At 62.7% G+C, this 17,616-nt stretch carries 29 protein-coding genes; 9 read left to right on the plus strand and 20 right to left on the minus strand.

Going from position 1 to position 17,616, the window contains the following annotated elements; genetic code table 11:
* Positions 1–39: 39 nt before the first annotated feature.
* The 15 genes from AC5P8F_RS10740 to AC5P8F_RS10810 form a co-directional block, all read right to left on the minus strand.
* Positions 40–363: an HNH endonuclease gene (locus tag AC5P8F_RS10740; RefSeq protein ID WP_099553154.1), complete on the minus strand. Its 324-nt coding sequence runs from the start codon at positions 361–363 to the stop codon at positions 40–42.
* The gene (locus AC5P8F_RS10745) at positions 363–653 is read right to left on the minus strand and encodes a hypothetical protein (protein ID WP_164262512.1); all 291 of its coding nucleotides are present in this window, start codon (positions 651–653) and stop codon (positions 363–365) included. The genes AC5P8F_RS10740 and AC5P8F_RS10745 overlap by 1 nt, the downstream gene beginning before the upstream one ends.
* A 162-nt stretch (positions 654–815) precedes the next feature.
* Positions 816–1,160 (minus strand): DUF1064 domain-containing protein, encoded by a 345-nt coding sequence (locus AC5P8F_RS10750; protein WP_440980504.1) that lies wholly within the window; start codon positions 1,158–1,160, stop codon positions 816–818.
* Positions 1,157–1,633: a lysis system spanin subunit gene (locus tag AC5P8F_RS10755; protein WP_495228103.1), complete on the minus strand. Its 477-nt coding sequence runs from the start codon at positions 1,631–1,633 to the stop codon at positions 1,157–1,159. The genes AC5P8F_RS10750 and AC5P8F_RS10755 overlap by 4 nt, the downstream gene beginning before the upstream one ends.
* Positions 1,630–2,094: a lysozyme gene (locus tag AC5P8F_RS10760; protein ID WP_495228105.1), complete on the minus strand. Its 465-nt coding sequence runs from the start codon at positions 2,092–2,094 to the stop codon at positions 1,630–1,632. The genes AC5P8F_RS10755 and AC5P8F_RS10760 overlap by 4 nt, the downstream gene beginning before the upstream one ends.
* Positions 2,091–2,288, minus strand: a complete 198-nt coding sequence (locus AC5P8F_RS10765) for a hypothetical protein (RefSeq protein WP_032954460.1) — start codon at positions 2,286–2,288, stop codon at positions 2,091–2,093. The genes AC5P8F_RS10760 and AC5P8F_RS10765 overlap by 4 nt, the downstream gene beginning before the upstream one ends.
* Positions 2,289–2,477: 189 nt before the next feature.
* Complete coding sequence (locus AC5P8F_RS10770) at positions 2,478–3,194, minus strand: hypothetical protein (RefSeq protein WP_495228106.1); 717 nt, start codon at positions 3,192–3,194, stop codon at positions 2,478–2,480.
* A gap of 70 nt (positions 3,195–3,264) precedes the next feature.
* The gene (locus tag AC5P8F_RS10775; RefSeq protein WP_495228108.1) at positions 3,265–3,468 is read right to left on the minus strand and encodes a hypothetical protein; all 204 of its coding nucleotides are present in this window, start codon (positions 3,466–3,468) and stop codon (positions 3,265–3,267) included.
* Positions 3,465–3,833, minus strand: coding sequence for a Ref family protein (locus AC5P8F_RS10780; RefSeq protein WP_262217157.1), 369 nt, complete (start codon positions 3,831–3,833; stop codon positions 3,465–3,467). Before AC5P8F_RS10780 ends, AC5P8F_RS10775 begins: the two co-directional genes overlap by 4 nt.
* Positions 3,833–4,051 carry a hypothetical protein gene (locus AC5P8F_RS10785; RefSeq protein ID WP_495228110.1) on the minus strand — a complete coding sequence of 73 codons (219 nt, stop codon included), beginning with the start codon at positions 4,049–4,051 and terminating at the stop codon, positions 3,833–3,835. The genes AC5P8F_RS10780 and AC5P8F_RS10785 overlap by 1 nt, the downstream gene beginning before the upstream one ends.
* Positions 4,052–4,240: 189 nt before the next feature.
* Positions 4,241–4,843, minus strand: a complete 603-nt coding sequence (locus tag AC5P8F_RS10790; protein ID WP_495228112.1) for a hypothetical protein — start codon at positions 4,841–4,843, stop codon at positions 4,241–4,243.
* The gene (locus AC5P8F_RS10795) at positions 4,809–5,795 is read right to left on the minus strand and encodes a helix-turn-helix domain-containing protein (protein WP_495228113.1); all 987 of its coding nucleotides are present in this window, start codon (positions 5,793–5,795) and stop codon (positions 4,809–4,811) included. The genes AC5P8F_RS10790 and AC5P8F_RS10795 overlap by 35 nt, the downstream gene beginning before the upstream one ends.
* A gap of 31 nt (positions 5,796–5,826) precedes the next feature.
* Positions 5,827–6,171, minus strand: coding sequence for a hypothetical protein (locus tag AC5P8F_RS10800; RefSeq protein ID WP_065179345.1), 345 nt, complete (start codon positions 6,169–6,171; stop codon positions 5,827–5,829).
* 68 nt (positions 6,172–6,239) lie between these two features.
* On the minus strand, positions 6,240–6,551 hold the full coding sequence (locus AC5P8F_RS10805; RefSeq protein ID WP_495228115.1) for a winged helix-turn-helix domain-containing protein: 312 nt from the start codon (positions 6,549–6,551) through the stop codon (positions 6,240–6,242).
* Positions 6,548–7,078 (minus strand): phage regulatory CII family protein, encoded by a 531-nt coding sequence (locus tag AC5P8F_RS10810; RefSeq protein ID WP_495228117.1) that lies wholly within the window; start codon positions 7,076–7,078, stop codon positions 6,548–6,550. The genes AC5P8F_RS10805 and AC5P8F_RS10810 overlap by 4 nt, the downstream gene beginning before the upstream one ends.
* A gap of 153 nt (positions 7,079–7,231) precedes the next feature.
* On the opposite strand from AC5P8F_RS10810, the gene AC5P8F_RS10815 reads away from it, so the two are divergent.
* Entirely contained in the window at positions 7,232–7,525 is a 294-nt protein-coding gene (locus AC5P8F_RS10815) for a hypothetical protein (protein ID WP_495228119.1), read from the plus strand.
* Positions 7,526–7,610: 85 nt separating this feature from the next.
* On the opposite strand, the gene AC5P8F_RS10820 is transcribed toward AC5P8F_RS10815, so the two are convergent.
* A complete protein-coding gene (locus AC5P8F_RS10820; protein WP_495228121.1) occupies positions 7,611–8,039 on the minus strand; it encodes a hypothetical protein in 429 nt (142 codons plus the stop codon).
* Positions 8,040–8,111: 72 nt separating this feature from the next.
* Here AC5P8F_RS10820 and AC5P8F_RS10825 point away from each other — a divergent pair, with 72 nt between their 5' ends.
* Both AC5P8F_RS10825 and AC5P8F_RS10830 read left to right on the plus strand, forming a co-directional pair.
* Entirely contained in the window at positions 8,112–8,810 is a 699-nt protein-coding gene (locus tag AC5P8F_RS10825; RefSeq protein WP_495228123.1) for a LexA family transcriptional regulator, read from the plus strand.
* Between the two features lie 294 nt (positions 8,811–9,104).
* Positions 9,105–9,296, plus strand: coding sequence for a hypothetical protein (locus tag AC5P8F_RS10830; protein WP_495228125.1), 192 nt, complete (start codon positions 9,105–9,107; stop codon positions 9,294–9,296).
* A 243-nt stretch (positions 9,297–9,539) separates the two neighbouring features.
* On the opposite strand, the gene AC5P8F_RS10835 is transcribed toward AC5P8F_RS10830, so the two are convergent.
* Complete coding sequence (locus tag AC5P8F_RS10835) at positions 9,540–9,806, minus strand: hypothetical protein (protein ID WP_495228126.1); 267 nt, start codon at positions 9,804–9,806, stop codon at positions 9,540–9,542.
* Between the two features lie 138 nt (positions 9,807–9,944).
* Here AC5P8F_RS10835 and AC5P8F_RS10840 point away from each other — a divergent pair, with 138 nt between their 5' ends.
* The 4 genes from AC5P8F_RS10840 to AC5P8F_RS10855 all read left to right on the plus strand — a co-directional run bounded on the left by AC5P8F_RS10840 (position 9,945) and on the right by AC5P8F_RS10855 (position 11,450).
* Positions 9,945–10,202, plus strand: coding sequence for a hypothetical protein (locus AC5P8F_RS10840; RefSeq protein ID WP_495228128.1), 258 nt, complete (start codon positions 9,945–9,947; stop codon positions 10,200–10,202).
* An 87-nt stretch (positions 10,203–10,289) separates the two neighbouring features.
* On the plus strand, positions 10,290–10,499 hold the full coding sequence (locus AC5P8F_RS10845) for a hypothetical protein (RefSeq protein WP_197556855.1): 210 nt from the start codon (positions 10,290–10,292) through the stop codon (positions 10,497–10,499).
* A complete protein-coding gene (locus AC5P8F_RS10850) occupies positions 10,496–11,227 on the plus strand; it encodes a hypothetical protein (protein WP_495228129.1) in 732 nt (243 codons plus the stop codon). The genes AC5P8F_RS10845 and AC5P8F_RS10850 overlap by 4 nt, the downstream gene beginning before the upstream one ends.
* Positions 11,220–11,450, plus strand: a complete 231-nt coding sequence (locus tag AC5P8F_RS10855; protein WP_197556853.1) for a helix-turn-helix domain-containing protein — start codon at positions 11,220–11,222, stop codon at positions 11,448–11,450. Before AC5P8F_RS10850 ends, AC5P8F_RS10855 begins: the two co-directional genes overlap by 8 nt.
* A gap of 34 nt (positions 11,451–11,484) precedes the next feature.
* Here the strand turns inward: AC5P8F_RS10855 and AC5P8F_RS10860 are convergent, their stop codons facing one another.
* Complete coding sequence (locus AC5P8F_RS10860; RefSeq protein ID WP_495228131.1) at positions 11,485–11,712, minus strand: hypothetical protein; 228 nt, start codon at positions 11,710–11,712, stop codon at positions 11,485–11,487.
* Between the two features lie 375 nt (positions 11,713–12,087).
* Between AC5P8F_RS10860 and AC5P8F_RS10865 the strand changes: the two genes are divergently transcribed.
* Positions 12,088–12,405 carry a hypothetical protein gene (locus AC5P8F_RS10865; protein ID WP_495228133.1) on the plus strand — a complete coding sequence of 106 codons (318 nt, stop codon included), beginning with the start codon at positions 12,088–12,090 and terminating at the stop codon, positions 12,403–12,405.
* 180 nt (positions 12,406–12,585) lie between these two features.
* The gene (locus tag AC5P8F_RS10870; RefSeq protein WP_495228135.1) at positions 12,586–13,575 is read left to right on the plus strand and encodes a tyrosine-type recombinase/integrase; all 990 of its coding nucleotides are present in this window, start codon (positions 12,586–12,588) and stop codon (positions 13,573–13,575) included.
* Positions 13,576–13,587: 12 nt separating this feature from the next.
* Here the strand turns inward: AC5P8F_RS10870 and AC5P8F_RS10875 are convergent, their stop codons facing one another.
* Both AC5P8F_RS10875 and AC5P8F_RS10880 read right to left on the minus strand, forming a co-directional pair.
* The gene (locus AC5P8F_RS10875; protein WP_495228137.1) at positions 13,588–14,289 is read right to left on the minus strand and encodes a hypothetical protein; all 702 of its coding nucleotides are present in this window, start codon (positions 14,287–14,289) and stop codon (positions 13,588–13,590) included.
* Positions 14,289–17,531 carry a hypothetical protein gene (locus AC5P8F_RS10880; RefSeq protein WP_495228139.1) on the minus strand — a complete coding sequence of 1,081 codons (3,243 nt, stop codon included), beginning with the start codon at positions 17,529–17,531 and terminating at the stop codon, positions 14,289–14,291. The genes AC5P8F_RS10875 and AC5P8F_RS10880 overlap by 1 nt, the downstream gene beginning before the upstream one ends.
* Positions 17,532–17,616: the final 85 nt, after the last annotated feature.

Raw genomic sequence — 17,616 nt, forward strand, 5'->3', positions numbered from 1 at the left:
TCAGCTTTCTGTGGATAACCGCGCGCCGGCGCTGTTGGCCTACTTGATCGGCCAACCGTCGGCGTCGCACCCCACAACCACCTGCTGGGCGTTCCCAAAGCCGCCGTCCTCGCGGGCCGTCTTCCGGCTATGGCAGCTGATGCACATCGTCCGCAGGTTCTCCGGGGCGTTGTTGTTGGGGTCGCCATCCACGTGGTCGACGTGGGCTTGGCCGCGCCCGGTGCAGAGAACACCGCAGCCATGTTCCTGACATCGGTACAGGTCCCGAACCAGAATGGTCTCTCGCAGCGCGCGCCAAGCTCGGCTGTTCGTCGGCAAGGCGCGCTTGGCCTGCCGGTTACCCGCCAGCCCTCGGGCGCTCATCAGTAGGGCTTCCCGTCCAGGTCGACGCGCTCAGGCTCGGCACCTTCATCCTGCACCGGTGCACCGGCCTCCTCGCCCAGCAGCTGCGCCACCGCCTGCACGAGCAGGCCAACGTGCATTGCCAGCTCGGCGATCTGCTTGCCCTGCTGCTCGATGATCCCGACCAGTCGGTCGATGCGGCTGTCGGTGCTGCCTTCGATGAGCGCTGACAGGGCAGCATCAGCACCAGCGCGCGCCGCTTGCTCAGCGGTCAGGGCAGCCGCCACCTCTTCAATCCGTGCAGCGTCCATCACCATCCCTCGTCGTTCGCAGTACCAGGCCGCGGCGTATCCACCACTCGACCCGCTCCCAGTCCGGTTCCATGCCCGTGGCCCGGGCAAACCACACCACGGCAGCCAGATACCACCGCAGCCACCAGCGCAGGCGGACCGACGCAGTCACTGTCGCGTGCATCAGAATTCCTCCACTTCCCAGCCACCGCCGTCGCGCTTGCGCCTGACCTTCACCGCGATAAAGCGGAACGGGTACATGGCCGCGGCAATCTTGATCTTGGCCCTGGCATCGTCCTGCCAGTGGCCCTTCACCTCGTGGCACTCCATGACGCCGTCGGCAGCCATGACTGCAAAGTCCGGTGTGTAAAACGTGTTGTCAGCCAAGCGCAGCTTCATGCCCTCGAACCGGTGCCACTGCACCTCGCCTGCCGCTTCCAGCGCGCGCAGCCGCTCGGCATACGCTGCCTCGGTCCTGTTCATCTCGCCGGTCTTCAGCCGGCCAAGGGCCAGCATCCGGCGGTTCATTGCGTCACCGTTTGCCGGTCGGCCGCGATTACTGCTTGGCTGGCGCGGACGTGGTCGTCGGCGTCGCGGCCGATCTGAACAGCAGCTCCCGCAACCTCTGCTCGTAGTTCGGCGTGCGCATCACGTTCGACGGTGCCGGCGACGGCTTGGGACAGGAGGCTGGTGCTGCAGGTGGCGAGGTCGTCGCGCAGCTGGAGACGCCCAGCGCGCAGGTCAGCCACAACAGCAGCAGGGACGGTCGCGGCCGCAGTGCGGTCTTCTTCATGCTTCGCTCCAATAGCGGCCAGCTGCAGAGCCTTGGTCTGCTCGGTGGCACGGGTCTGGTTCACCTGGGCGGCGACTGCCTCTGCGCTGGCGGCGCGCTGGTCGGCCTCCCTGCCCTCTGCCCGGTCGCCGCGCCAGGCCCAGCCTGCACCGAACATGGCTGAGGACCACAAGGCGAAGGCGGCGACTGCGACGGCGATGCGGTTCACGACTGGCCCTCGCACATCCGGCGCTCAGCGGCCCGGCGGTTCACCAGGCCCTGCACGCGCTTGCCACCGGCGTAGACCCAGCGGTCCAGCTCCGGGCACCAGCTCGCGGCGGGCTGGCCAGCGTTGATCCGCCCCACCAATGTCGAGCGGCACGCAGCGCCCACGCCCACGTTGTAGGTCCAGCTAAGCAGCGCCGCAGCCTGGTGCGGCTGCAGTGGGACGCGGATGCATGCCTGGATGCCGGTCAGGTATTGCCCAAGCCTGCTGTTCAACCTCTCAGCGCACTCCTGCTCGGTGTAGACAGCCTTTTCCGGGCTGCTGGTATCGCCGTAGCAGTAGGTGGCGACGCCGACCATGTCGACATAGGGAGTAGGCGAGTAGCCCTCCCATGGCTTTACCAGCGCAGTAGCAGCCAAAGCAATGACGGCGGCTGCGCCGCTGCCGATTATCCTGGCCTTCATGCTCGCGCCCTCTGCCGCCACTCGCGAACCCAGCGCCAGCCCAGGTAGCTGATCTGGCCCACCAGGTAGATGATTGTCAGGACTACCACCACGCGATCGAGGTTCGCTCCTGCGGCGACCGCGCCGGCTACCGTCACCGGTGGAGCAGCCTTCGCTACAGCACCAGCGGCAGTGCCAATGATTTCGTCCTTCATGGTGGCCCCGTAGGTCGTCCGGTTCGGCATATGCCCCTCCCGGTTGATTGGTGCCCGCCCCTAGCGCCGGCTGGGCACGAGAGTTAGTCCGGCTGGGACGCGGGCAAAGAAAAAGCCCCGGCTGGGCCGGGGCTTGCGTTTGGATGGTGGTCAATTTGCCTGCCAATCTGCGGACCCTGCAAGTCCTCACTACGCAGCGCGATTCAGTGCCCGGGAGAACTGCTCGGCAGCAACATGCTCCGCACTTCGCATGCGCTCCAGCATCCACTCGTACACCGGACGCCAGAACCGCCGATACGCCGCGTCGTCGGCACCGATCGCCGCACCACGCTTGCGGCCGCTGAGCTGCTCCAGCCCCACGCCGCCGCATGCTTCGCATTCAACGACTCCGCTCCCCGTCGGCGCGGCCTGAACCCGCGTGCCTTGGCACGTCTTGCAGCAGCCACAGCTGGCCATTTCCGCAATCACTGCGCGGGCCAGTACCCCAAGCTGCTCCATGGTGTTGTTCGGCCAGGCTGCAGCGCGCGCCTCATCCAGCGCGTTCTCGGTCCTCTGTAGTTCGCGCCGCTGCGCATCCGTCACCTGGCTGCCACCCCACCCCATGCACGCCTTGGCGATACCGAACTCCGTTCGTGCGGTAGCCAGGTCGTGCATCTGCCGGATGAACTCCGGGGCTACCAGCCCGATTACCGCTTTGCGCAGATGCTCGCGGCGGCGAGAAGCGCTCTCAGGCCACCACAGCGCCTCCATCAGCTCCCGGCCAAGCCCGTCCTGCACATACGCTATGGCAGCGGCAATGTCCTGCGTCGTCAGCTCGGGGCGTCCGCCGCCGCCGAATGCGTCGAACCTCTGCGTGGCCGGCCCCATGCGACTTGCCAGCAGTTCGCGTGCCTTGTTCATATCCATGCGCCTTCCCCTTGATGGTTTGCTCGTGCTGCGCGCGATCGCGCCTGGTGGTCGTTCGGTGCGGCACCGGTCACGCCGCGCGGTCCCAGCTGGCCGCGAGGTACTGCACCTTTCCGCCGCGCGCCTTGAACTGCTCCACCGTCTCGGCCGGGCCATCGGCGAGCACACGTGCCTTGGCTCGCCTGGGCCGGGACACCGTGTTGTGGTCCATCCGCCGCTCGCGGGGCGCACGCTGGGGGTTGATCTTCGGCGCCATGGCCTTCGTCTTCTTCATGCTGCCGCCCTCAGTTCATTGATGTAGGTCTGGTTTGCGATCAGCTCGTCGTCGGAGCCGTACGTCTCGTGGAAGGTCCGCGAGCCATCCATCAGGCTCGGGCCGTAGATCTGGCGCATCGTCGCGAAGGTGTTCCCCTCCATCGGATGCCGCATGTGGTGCCACTTACAGAGGCCGTAGCCCTCCATGTGACCGCGCCGCAGGTTCCCGCTCTTGGCGTGGTTGTAGTCGCAGCCGTACACCACCAACTCCGGGTCCAGCAGGCCCTGCATCTGCAGCGCCAGGCAGGCCATGCACGGGCCCGTCTTGGCCAGTTCGATCCGGGCCGCTTCTGCCCTGGTCGGCGGTGGTGCCTTCGACCACATCAGCGCGCGCCCTGATCGGCCAGCCACCAGCCGTGCTGCCAGGCTTCCGCCTTCTCGCTCAGCGGCCCCGCCCTGCGGTGGGCGCCGTCCTCGGTCTCGCATTCGATCCAGACCAGGTGCGGGTTGTCCCACCATTGCCCGTCGTTGAGCCGCGCCGAGTAACCGGCATTGATCTCCTTGGCGAACCTGCTGCGCGTGCTGTAGTTGGTGAAGTCCATCAGCGTCTGTTCCTCGTCGTGCTGCGCCGTGCGGCGCTCAGTTCCTGGTCCCGCTTGTCCCACCCTGCCTGCCAGCGGCGTCGCCGCGTCACACCGTCCAGTCCCATCTCGTACCGCGGTGCCGATTCCCGGCTGCGGCATGCGTCGCGTGCCCAGCGGCCGGCCTGCTCCGCCTGGGCCAGCTCCGCTTCAGTCACCATCGAAGTTCAGCTCGGCCGCCGCCCGCTCCATCGCAGCGCGCGCCGACTCCCGGTCACGCACCGGCCGCACGCCGTGCTTCTCCTGCTCGATCGCCAGCACCGGCTGCGGCACGGGCTTGCCGTCGACAACGTGCTGGACAGCGCGCGTGTAGGCCTCCTCCAACATCCGCCTCTGCTGGGATCCGTGGTCGGCCGAGGCGTAGACGTGCAGGTCAAGCAGCGACCGCACCAGCACCGTGAAGCCGCTCTGCGGCCGGCCCGGCGCCATCTCCCGCTCCACCGCCGCCATGACCGGAATGTCCAGGCACATCGTCAGGAACCTCGGTGGGTTCGGCGGCCACTCCCGGCCCTCGGTGAGGCAGCAGGCCATGCCGCGCGCGTGCTGGGCCCGGCTGCGGCCCTTCAGCACCTGGAACCACGTGCCGGCCGCGATGGTCAGGCTGCCGTCCTTCTTGAACGGCGCAGCGCCGTTCTCGCGCTCCCACTTTCCCGGGAACATGGCCGTCATCTGCTTCCAGAACTCCCACAGGTAGGCCGACTGCTGATCGCTGAGCGGCTCAGCCGACGACGGCAAACTCGACGTCGACGACATCGCCTGGCTCGAACCCAGCGCCGCCACCGTGGCCACCGCCTCGGCGTTCGGCGTAGAACTGCTGTTCGAGCTGCTCGGTGCGGTCGGCAGAACCGTGTTGAGGGCTTGCATGGGTTGCTCCTGCGGAATGCTGGGCGACAGGGGTCACCGGCAGCGCCAGGCCGGCGGCCATCGTCTGCTTCAGGGATTCGTTTGGGTCGTGGCCGGTGGCGATCAGGTCCAGCAGCTGCTGGCGGACCTGCAGCCAGCCTTGGACCGAGAGCGGGCGGCGGATCGCGGCGCGGTGGCGGACGAACCTGGCCAGCTGCTCGCGGTCGACGCCGGTCGGCGTGCTGCCGAAACCGGCCAGCTCGCGGTCGACCTGCTCCCGGGTCAGCGCCAGCGGATCGGCCTCGTGCTCACACTCGCGGTGTGAGGGTTGCTCTTGGTTGCTTTTGGTTGCTCTTGGTTCGGGTGCAATAGCTGTTGCACCCTTTGAGGGCACTTTTTGCACCCTTCGCGACGCTTTTTTGCACCCTTGACGAGGGTTTTTTGCACCCTTCGAGGTATCCGTAAAGGGTGCAGAATCTGCACCCTTTTGGACGACGGGTTGACCTTGAATCGAGACCCCGAGATGTTCCACGGGAGACTCATCAAAGGGTGCAAATTCTGCACCCTTCAACCAAGCCGGATTTATCCGATACTCGCGGGTGACGCCACCTTCTTCGAAACCCCGTCGGCGGCCACCGCGGCCAGAGTTGACTAGCAGCAACCAACCAGCCTGTTCCATGCGGCGCAGCTGGTATTGCACGGAGCGCTCAGACTGGCGCGTCTTGTGTGCCAGCCTGGCGATCGACGGAAAGATGTGCGTTCCATCATCATGCGCGTGGTCGGCCAATGCCAACGCAAGCAGCAGCTCCCCGCCGCTCCCCGGATACCTGGAGAACACCAGGCCCGTTACCCGGGCGCTCACAGGGCACCCCGGGTGTTCTGCTCAGGGCAGACTACTCCCCGCCATGAACCCGACAGTAGGGCTGCTGGTCGTACAGCGACTTCCACCGAGCGGGCACCTCGTCCGCCGCTCCGGTCACAGTGTTCCGGCAGCGTTGCCCGGCCCCAGTGTGGGCGCTGCATTGCACACGGCCTCCCCACTCGATCCAGTCGTAGTACTCGGAAGGCGTCAGGCCCAACAGAGCGGATGTATGCAGTTCCCCGGCCGCTATCGCTGCGGCTTGTTCGGCGGTTGCGAATGCCTCTCTCGCACCGAACGGTGCCTCGATGCTGAAGAGGAACATGCCCCCTGCGCTCGCAACGGTCTGCAGCGCTTTCAGAATGGTCGGGTCGGCCAAGGTCTCGCTCCTTCGAGCATTGAGGTACGGCAGATCCTAGCGCCGATGCGGTCATCTTGATCATTTCTTCAGACTGCCAAGTTGAAGTTGGAGCCCGGCGCAACCGGCCACCAGGTGCAGGCACTGCGACCCGACACGGAACAGGGCTTCTTCGGGCCGCGCCAAACACGGCCGGTTTCTGCCAGTTCGGGAAGACGACGCGCCAGCACATAGCGGCACAAGCTGGTCTCCTGGGCCAGCTCAAGGCTGGTCAGGCCAGGATGGCGCTTCACTGCAGACGCCGCTGCGGCCTGCTGGTCACCCTGCAAGCCGGATTGAACGACGTACCGGGCGGCCTCGTGACTGGTGCTGAGGTCGGTTACGCGGGCCGGATGGCTCATCGACGCACCCTCCCCTTTGCTGCAGCGCGCGACACGTTGCGGATCAGCCGGTGCGCCATCGTGATCAGCGAATTGGCCTCTTCCACCATCAGCTTGGCCTCGTCGCTGTCGATGTGGTGATCGGCCATCGCCTCCACAGCGGTGCCCGACAAGCGCCCAACCCGCGTAGTGATTTCCAGCAGCTTGGTCTGGATGGCCCCGATCTCGTCCGACCAGCCGCCCTCCGGCGGAGGTGGGACGGTGGCCACCGCCATGCCGAACTGCCCGGCCAGCGCCTGCATCCAGTCCAGGGCGTAATCGCTTCCGCCTGCCTTCTCCTGCATCCACTCGGTCAGCAGTTCGGCGATTTCCAGCGTCACCGATTCACCCTCAAGCCCGCGCAACTTCGCGCGCAGCGTCTCTGGGTGCATGGACTTGCCGCGGCGGTCGGCCAGGAATGCGGCCGCATCCGCAACACCGCCGGGCGTTTTACGCACGGAGTTGTAGAGAACGTCGAGCCAGTTGAGTGCGGATGTACGGCAGGTCATGGGTCACCTTGGGGAAGGCTGTGTTTCAAGGTTTCGGGCCGGGCCCGGGTGGCGCACGATGAGCGCCATGGAGATCAACAACTCACGGACGACGGGCGTCGCCTCCTTTGCGCTACGCTGGATGTGCCAACAACAGCCCACAAGGAGGGCGACATGGACGACGAGACGCGATTTGCTATCGAAGAGCTGAAGCTGCAGCTGGCGTCGACTCAAGAACGGCTTCACCAGACGGCGGGCAGAGCACTCGCGCTGGATGCCACCCTGAGCGCAACCCTCCGCTCGTGGGGCAAGCCAGCTGCAGAAGTGCAGACAGAAGTACGGAGAGTCTTGGAACAGGGAGCAACGGAAGCCGCTCGAAGGGGGGCTCATCGACCAGCGCTCGTCCAGTACGGGAACACCGCAGAGGCGCTTCTGGCGGCAATTGCGATCGCAGTGGACGGCGAATAGCCAATCTGCTGGTAGAAAGGCTTCGCAGCAGGCACCGGGAAGCACAGGTGCCTGCTGCGATAGCGGTACAGGCGTCACGGTCATCTCAGGCGACCTCCACGCTGACGATGCGATCTGCATCGGAGTCCTCGAGTTCACTGGGGGCAGCCCTGCGCTGCATGTTCAACAGGTTCTCCACCTGCGGTAGCGCCGGGACCATGTCCTCATCCGCCCAGCCGCTCACCTGCTCCGCCGGCAGCTGCAAAACCTTGGCCAACTGCTTGTCGCTGCCCAGGCCCAGCTTGGCGCGCAGCGCGCGCTTACTTATGCGGCTGTGCACCAGCCGAACGTCGGCCGCGTTGCTGGATCCCCTGAAGATTTCCGGCCGCAGCAATTCGAGGAACTGACGGCGCGCTGGAGGGATTCCACTGGTACGCCACTCACTGACAGACGGCGGCTTGATACGGCAGATGCGGGCCACCTCGGTGGTGCCACCCAAGCGGTCGATGATCTCGGAAGCAGTAAGGTTGTCCATAGGCGAAGATTAGGACTAGCTAATGCCCGGGTCAATAGCCAGTCCTAATTCAATAGCCGTTAGCCTTTCCTAATGACGACTCTTGCCGAACGCTTGACGCTCGCAATCGAGCATGCGCAGATCACTAAGGCCGAGCTTGCCCGCCGCGTGGGGATTTCCGCCCCTAGCGTCAACGGCTGGTTTAGCGGAAAGGCCAAGTTCCTTCGAGGCGAGAACCTACTCGCCGCAGCAAAGGCGCTGGGCGTAAGCGAGACTTGGCTTGCCACAGGCAAAGGCGCCATGCACGCGCCCATGCACACCGGTGTGCGCGAAGCGCCTGTCTCATACGTCGCTCACATTGAGACGACTCCCGGCTATGTTCGCTTCGACTTGTTTGAAGGGGGCGCGGGAATGGGTGCAGGGATCGTCAACCAGGACTACCCCGAGGTAGTGAAAACAATAGAGGTCGCGGAGTGGGAGGTCCGCCGCAAGCTCGGCTACCTGCCCAAGCCTGGTCGGATCCAGATCATCACCGGTCGCGGGCCTTCAATGCGACCAAAGCTGGAAGATGGAGACATTGTCTGGATCGACACCAGCTGCGACTACTTCGACGGTGACGATTACTATCTCATCAACATCGGTGGCGAGACGCAGATCAAGATGCTGCAGAAGCGCGGAGATGGACTGTACGTGGTCAGCGTGAACACCGACTTCCCGGCATACCGCCCCGATCCGGGTGATGTCAGCATCTTAGGAAAAGCGCTGATCCACGCGGGATTGAGGAAGTTTTAGAGGGATCATGGCTGGCTCCGAAAGCAAAGGCCCCGTCTAACGGGGCCTTTTCTGATCTGCAATCAGGGCCTGTCAGCTTGTCGGACGGCGGCAGCGCGGATGGTCGTGTATGTCCACTTTGGCTCAACTTCCTCTGCGGCTGGAACCACGGAAGGCGCCCCAGCGACTCCAAGCGCGCGCCTCCGCGAATTCATAAAAATGTTAGCCACTCCTATTGACTGTTGGATTAGCCACTCCTAATCTACGGCCATCGCCCAGCAACCCCATCCCGGGGCCGGGCGCAGGAGACCATGCATGGCCACCCTTTCCTTGGGCTGCCGATCGGCAGAGATGAAAGTCACCGCTGACCCTGTCAGCGAGCGTGTCATCGCAGACATGGGCGCCGCCCGCCTGCACCTGACCGTCCACGAGGCTGAACTGCACGCGCAACAGCTGCAGGACGCAGCAAAGCAGCTGCGCGCCGCGCAGCAAGGCCCCGCCGCATGAGCGCCGCCCTCGCTCACCACTCCAACGCTCGGCGCGCTGCTGCAGCAGCCGGCATCGTCGCCCGCGCCGGGCGCCGCTGGGGCCTCCTCCCCTACCAGGTCGTCGCCGCCGCCAGCCTCGCCGCCAATGCCGTCCTGCGGCAGGGGAAGAGCGCTGCAGGCGCTGTCGCTGCGGCCCGCCGCGCAGCACGCTCACAGGCAGGTGCTGCATGAGCGCCAACAAGATGAGCGTTCCGCTTCCCGTTCAAAGCACGGCTGGGTTGAACTCTTCACCCTCGAGCCAATTATCACCACTCCGGCGCAGGACACGCTTGACCTGCGAGTCCACGACACGAGCATTGAGCCCTGAAATCAACAGGGCCACCAGTGCAAGGCAACTGCCCCGGTCCGAGAAAGTCTCTTGTGCGTCGATTAACGTCACGCCGTCGAATGTGCGCAGGCGCCATCGCCAGCCAACAGTGCCAGTCAGTTGGGCCCATAACCCTGAGCGGCGGTACACCTCGACGTACATCCAAGCTCCTGAGGAGACGATCAGCGCACAATCGTACTGTCAAATCCGCGTGAAGCAACAGGCTGCGGAGGCTAAGGCAGGCCAACAACTGAATTACTCAAGGACAGCTGTCCGTGCGACGGCTCAGGGGGATCGCTGATGCGCCACCTGGCCCTGCCCTTCTACTGCGCCATCGTCGTCGGCCTGCTGCTGGCGCTGCTCGCGCGCGCCATCTACACCGGTGCCGGCTCCCTCCTCCCGCCCGTGCTGTTCGGCATCGGCTATTTCGCCTGGCGCGGCATCAAGGATGCCCGGCAGTCATGGCCGGAGTTCGAGGCCGATCGGCAGCGCGACGCAGACCGGCGCCGCCGCGAGGCACAGCGTAATCGCCATCCGATCACCGACACCGACTACTGACCCCCTGCCCTGCGCTCTCCCCCTGTAGCGCAGGGAACCCGCGCCGGCCGGGTTCCACCAGCCGGCAATCCCTTCCAGGAGTCCAGCGTGCGTAATCAGCTCGACATCTTCGATCACGACCCAGCCCGCATGGCCGCGGCAAACCGCGCCGCCGCCGAGCGCGCACTGAGCGATGTGCAGTTCACCGCCACCGTGCGGCAGGAACGCCACCAGTACTACCTGGGCGAAGCCGAACGCTGGGAACACCTCGCCGCGCACAGCGCGCGCTCCACCAACAGCAAGGACATGCAGGCATGAGCAACGACAACAAGACCCTGGCGGACGTGCAGCCCGGTGGGAGGGTGAGGCTGGGGGATGCCATCCCGCGCCCGCTCGAAGATTTGCGGGACGCCACTCGCCACGTCATCGACTGCGCCGACGGCGGTGATGACTACAGTTGCGGTCGTCCGATGATTGATGCGCTGACCACGCTCGGTATCTTGGAGAAGACCGGCCGAGGGCTTTGGTCGGTGAACGCTCAGGAAGCTCAGGCCGTGTTCGCCGCCCTCTCCGCCCAGCCCTCCCCGGGTGGTCAGGGGGATGCGTTACTAGATCACGCACGCAAGCTATTCGATGAGCTGGGAGAAATTGCCGACGACGACAAATGCGTCGAGATCTTGGCCGGCGCCCTCGCCGCCCGCCAGCCGGTGGGGGAGCCGCCGATGCAAATGCGTATCTGCGAGCTGCGCCACGTCAGCCTGAAGCCGAACCGGCCTTACGTCTTCACCGTCGACGCGAACTGCGCGAACTGCCGTGCCGATGCAGCGTACGCCATGGGGCAGACCGACACCCGGCCCGCGCAGGCCGTGGACCTGGCCGACTTCAAGGCGCTGTATCGAGCCTACGTACGCCTGCTGGAGTCTGGCCGGGATCGCATCCTGGATCTTGGCGGCACCTGCGATCCGGTCGATGTGATGGAAGCCAACGACGTAGACCTGCAGGCTGCCCGGCGCGTCCTCGACAGCCAGGGGGTGGGCAATGGCTGAACTGCCCGAAGAAATCATGCTGTTCCTCAAGCGCTCCGAGACGGCGCACAAGCGGCGGGTGCAATCCACACCGAGCATCGCGCGAGCCGCCGGCGTAACCACGCCGGCCGCACTGAAGGAGCTGAAGCGCATGGAAAAGGCCGGCATCGTGAAGCGCTACCAGCCGTGGTGCCACCAAGGAATGAACTGGTGGGAACGCGTGGAGGGCTCGACCCATGGCTGACCAGCTGCTCTCCACGGCTTCTACCAGCGCGCCTTCAGCGATTGGGGACGAGACCCGCCACGTAGCGCTCAACCGCAGCCATGCCGAGCTGCATAGCGTCGCCCTTGCTCCTGATCACACCCTCGGATCGCAACTCGACAGCGATGCCGTCGACTTCGGCTGTGTACGAGAAAACGTCATCCACGCTGCTGGTGATGGTCAGCACGAAATGGTAGCCATTGTGGAAACCGCGCAGGGTTCGATGAAAGCCACGGGTAGTCATGGGCCGAGCGCGGTAGGGGACTTGCAGCACTGTACAGCTGAATTCGGCAAGGCGACAGCATCCACTCTGGCGGCTGGGCCGCTCCCCACCGCCGCACCAGTACGCAACGTCACCAGCGCGCAGTTCGTTGCTTCGCCAGGCGCAAGCGCTCTCTCCGCTCGGTTCCAATGTCTTTTGTCGTGCGGCCACGTCGTGATCCGCCCCGGCGAGCACGTGCGAGGCACCAGGTTCTCCTTGCGCGCACCTCACACAGCCCCTTGCAACCAATGCCCGAAGGAAGCCAGCCATGGATGACGGTCACCGCGTAATTGGCGCTGCGCAAGCTGCCTTCCTGCTGGAAAAGCTGGTCGCCCACATCGAGGAGTGCACGACGCCATGACCCAGGAACATATCAGCCACCCGGAAGGGTTGCCGAACTGCGCCGCCGGCCACCGCGCGCGCCACATCCACGACAAGCGCTGCGCGTCCGCCGGCGATGGCCACCTGGTCGAGTGCGCCTGCAGGTCGACCAGCAAGCATGCAGCCCCCGACAAGGCCATCGCAGCTTGGCACCGCCTCAACCGGCCAGCACGCGGCGCACGGGCGACAGCCCTACCGGCCGTCGCCGACAACGTCGTGCAGTTCAACCTGAGCCTCGCCGAGCAGGCGCCGGCCAGGAGGAAGGCCGCAGGAGGCGCCAATGGGCGCCGCTGAAAGGCTCGATCTATCAGGGAAGGATTGGCTGACCGTTGAGGAGGCCGCCCACTACTGCGGCGTCTCAAACAGCCAGTTCAGGAAGAACGCCATGGGCTATGGGCTGACGCCCCGCCGCTTCATGGGAAAGCAGTTGTACGAAAAGGCGGCTCTCTATGCCGCGATCGAAGGTGCAGAGGAATGGCAAAGGTTCGACTCTACTGGCGCGGCAGCAAGGCCTACCTCGACTGGGTGGAAGGCGGCGAGCGCTTTCGCAGGTCCATTGGGCAACCTGACGCCCGTGAGGCGGAGAGAATTCGTGCAGCGAAAGAAGCAGAGCTGACGCATGGGGTCCGTATTCTCGCGCGACTGCCTAAGGTTCGCGACTACCTGGAGTGGTATCTGGACTGGTACGAGGCCGAGCACCCTACCACCATCTCGAAGGCCAGGAGTGAGGTGAAGCGCTTCATCGAGCGTTTCGGCCATCGGCCAATCGACAGCATCCGAGCGGTCGAGGTGGAGCAGTACAAGCGCGCCAGGCTGTTGGACGACAAGGCGGCAAAGGAGACTGTGGGGAAGGAAATTCGACGGCTGAAGGCGGCGTTCAACCGCGGCGTCGAATGGAATGAGCTTGACGTGAACCCGCTCGCCTCTGTAAAGGCGCCTCGCGGCGTGCGGAGCGTGGCAGTCAAGTTCTATGACCGGGCGGCGATGCGACGGCTGTATCGGGCGAACCCTGCGCGGGCACCACTGTGGCTATTTATGGCGCACACGGGGCTGCGCCGAGGCGAAGTAATCGGGTTAGAGAAGAGCTCGGTGGTCGCAGGTCGACTGTTAGTCGAGAGCGAACCTGACGAGACAGGTGCCGGACGAACCAAATCCGGCAAATGGCGCGAAGTGCCCCTCAATCGCTATGCCAAGTGGGCGCTGCGCCATCTGCCTGATCCGCTGGTATCCGTTCATAAGGACACGGTGTCGGATTGGTTCGCAAAGGATGCCGAGGCCGCGCACATAGGTGGCCACCTCCACAGACTAAGGCACACATTTTGCGCCCACTTGGTGATGGGCGGTGTACCGCTACGAAGAGTGCAGGTCCTAGCAGGCCACGCGGATTACGCTACAACAGAAAAATACTACGCCCATCTGACTCCTGAAGGCGACTACCAAGCAGTTGGAAAGCTCAAGTTCTAGACCGACACAGCGTCACGCGCGAATGTAGGACCTCAGCCCTATGAGCGCCGCGACAATTTTGTCAACATCCGCTCTCATCGCGTTCTGCCGCGTAAACCTCAGAAGCGCAGCCTTTCCCTCTACTGTATATTCGCGATGCACGTGGCTCCCAGGTGACACGACCTTGCTCTTAACCGCAGAAGGACATGACTCCTCAAAGGCATTAAGAAAGTCAGGCGCAAGCATATCCTCAATCTCCCAATCAATCCCAGAAAATCCAGGGTTCGAATTGTGAATTGCCCTGCCAACAGCGGGAGGATCACCGACCGCGGCGTTCATTACTGGAAATAGGCAAAAAACATCCTTGAACTCCAGGACTCCCATATTAAGAGTTGTAGTCAGCCTAAGCGCACGCCTCCCGGCATAATCGTTGTCGAAGAGACCCAGAAAGCTGTAAACAGCCCGGCCGTTCCTATCTAGGCAATATTTCCCAATATTCCTAAGCGTTATGAATTGGTGCACCAAACCGTCGACGCCGCCTTGCTCCCTCTCGCCGGCGGCAGTAATGCAGAACGATTCGTCCAACAGCGATGCTCCCCCGGACGCGGCCTCCAAGTCTGCCGCAATCTTGAAGTACTGGACATCACTGGTCCCTTCAACGAGAACGGTCCTTGGCCTAATCACCAGACCGGCCGACTGAGCGTACAAGCCTACTTGATCAAGCACTTCAGCCATCAGCTATGAGTCCAAAGTGCAGACAGCGGCCGGAGGAATGGCCCATTGTGACCGAAGGAGACGTAAGCTTTAAATCTCAACCCGAGCTTTGGCGCACTTAACGCATGCTCCTCCGGCCGATAGGGAGTACTGGAGTTGTTGAATTCAGCAATCCTAGCCAGCGCGCGCGAGCCGTATCCGGACATGACCACGGCATCAACAATGCGTCGATCTTTCCTATCTGACGTAAGCAGCCAGCGGAGGCGATCTGGAACCGAGACATACTGCTCAGTAGTTCGCCAAAGCGCGCGTAACACTTTGAACTCCCGCTCACCCTGCGTAGCTTTTCCGGCTTGATATAGTAGAACAGCCCTATCCAACTGGAGCTGGGCAGGAAGCCGGTATCCCACGAACATCAGTTCGTTGAGCAAATCAAGCTGACGTTCGAAATTTAGCGGATCGCGGCGCACGACGAGGTCGAACGTTAGCCTTAGGACCTGCGCATTCCCCGCACCTGCGGGGTCAGCCAGAATCTCAAGCGCCTTATCGATTTCATCGAAATCCAGAGCATCTGCGTCAAAGAAGGTCGCCCCTTCGAAACTCGCTGATAGAGAGATCCATGCGGAGACCAAAACCTGAACTGGGCTTCTCCGAGCCGTCGCATCTCCGCTGCGTTCAGTCGGGACAGCATGGGCCAGCAAGAGATTCAGCGCTTGATCGGCCATCTTCGCAAGTTGATCGCGCCTATACTGCACATCCTTCGACTCTGCAGCAGCAAAGAGCGCGTTTAACGCTTCGACACAGAGTGCAGGTGCAGCGTGCGGATCTTCAGCCGCACGCTCCAAAATACTCTTGACGTGGGTCTCGATCACAAAAGGATTAGCCGGACTAATTTCGTATGCCCTGGCCGCAGCAGTATAGCCAAGGTCTCGTGTGGCATTCACTACGTCCTTGCTTGCACCACTTTCGGCCTGGGCAGATGCAAGGTCGAAATACGCGTTTGCAATCGAGTTTAGAAGGTTGAGATCCGACTCTGAGTCTTCGTCTTGGTCTACAAAGTCAAGCGCATATCGAAGATCGGTCACCGCCTGCTGGAGAAGCTCAACCTTGTCCTCAACAGTGACATTCGCCGCCGCCCCTAGCTTTGCGATGCGCCTACGAGAGATTGCGGCATGGTGCCGGAAGACACGACTGGAGTCTCGCAAAGTGCTTGGCATGCTATTGAGAATGCCAAGCGCCTCCCTCCAAAACAGAGCGAAACTAAAGTGACCATGATCTGGGTCAATCTTAAGAAATGTGGTCGCAAAGTCCTCACCCAGCGACCTGTATCGCCTCTCGCCGAGCTCCGACTTGCGCGCGATCTGCCCGAGGAGAATCAGGCGCAAATGATCTGCGCTCTTAGCTGTCGATAGCTGGAGCTCATCAAGAAGCATTGGATCGAAGAAAATTGCATTAAGCAAGTACTTTCCGAGAATGTCGTGGACGAGCGCCCAGTGTCGACCGGTAGCACCATTTATGCTTACCAGACCTACAGCAGCCAGATCGGTCCGTGCATCTGAAAGTAACGCCGAAGTTGGCCATTGGCCAGATGACTGATAAAGGAGTCCTTCCGGCGTGGGAACTCTCTCGGCGCTCAGCGCTGCAATTTCCATAACTGCCAGCTTCAACTCTTTACCTGGGCAACCAGCCATAAATCGATTAAATATCCAGGTCTGTAGCGATTGCTCCAGGTCGTATTGCCCGCGGATCCAGAACGACAGCGCCACCCAGAAGGAAGCCGCGTCATTGACGCCGTCCACGGAATGAGCGCGATAGAAGGCCTGCCACTGATGCTCAGTTTTAGCAAGACCGCGCGAAGAGAGAAACGCGTTTAGGTGGCGGCCCAGATCGCCCGCGTCGCTACTTGAAAGCACATGCGTCAGCGACGCGAGCGGCTTGAATACAGAGCGGTTATGGTACTGAATAGGCAGTTGCGCATCTGTAACAACTAGAATGAGTGCGGGCCGCCCAGAACGCTTGATTTCTTGCGAGAAACTAACAAGCTCTGCGGCTCGGTGCTGCCAGTGCATTACATCAAACACGATGAGCCAGGGAGTCTCATAAAGGTCTTGCTCACCTTGAGTGGCGGGCGTGATCTGCTCCGAACCCTCCGGGTGAACAACTGCATCTTTCGCCCGATGCATGAAGTCAACTAGGGACAGGGCACTCAAATGAAATGGCACGGGCTTGGCAACCATCACCGGGTAGCCATCTCTGGCAGCCTCCCACGCAAGCGCACGGGCAAGCGTCGTTCCACCTGCTCCAGGCTCGGAGGACACGAAGCCAATCGCATTCGCCTCCGGGCCCGATGCGTCCAGCCGATGGAACAGCGTCCTCAACTCCTTGCGGCCGACATTGGCCCTAGGCCAAGGTAGCCCCGCAGCGTATGGCTGCCAGCTTGCGGCATCGCCTGTGAAGAAACTCGTGAACGCTTCGTCAGATAGCTCCGCCGGCATCAGCGAGGCCAAGTCACCTTCTTGAATTAGGTCATAGTCACCCAATACTGGTCGCTCTGGCTGATCGCAACTCGTCAGATCAAAAACCCGTGGGGTTCCGCGCCGATCTCTGACACGGACCATTAGTCGATCGGGCGGAAACACCTCCATGTATCGGTGGAGGACTCGGCGTACGAAGGTTTCGTAACCGCAGTTGATCAGGGTTAGATTGCCGTACTGTTGAGCTGCTAAGGCAAGTGCTTCTGGCGCTCCCTCAACGTCAGAGACCACGGTCAACGATGGCTGAAATGCTGCTCCCCATATCTGGGCTATATCATGGGGGACAGTGGCATCCTCTCCACCCACAACAACGATATGGCTGGCAAAAGACCTTCTGACGTGGTCCAGCATCGCCATACGGCGCATCGATTGCTCAAATAGGCTATCCGACGACCTGCGATCACTGCCCGCGAGAAAAAGTAGAGGCAGGGATCGAGCGGGAAGATCAACCTTGCCGATATCGCTCTCAATGATTTGCACGAATCCGCGCCGGCGAACGAGCGGACTATCCACGCTCTCATCGTGCTGAATTGCCTCAACCAGCTTTCGGTCGTACTCCTCAGCGACAACCATCGACCACGGCAGGCCTACGAATCGGGCAAGATCTGATTCATCAGGAGACTTGCAGGCCGACTTCCGGATCCACAGCACGGCATCTCGAGTGGCTAAGCGAGAGACAACGCTAGAGACGTCACTGGAGGTCAAAAATTGAGGGGAAGACATCGACATGAGTAAGCCATCCTAGCGAAGATAGGACAGGTTACTTCACGTCGCACGAACATTGTTGAGGGATCTGACAGATCGCCTAACAACG

Source organism: Stenotrophomonas sp. YJH_SMC_69 (genome assembly GCF_059370495.1).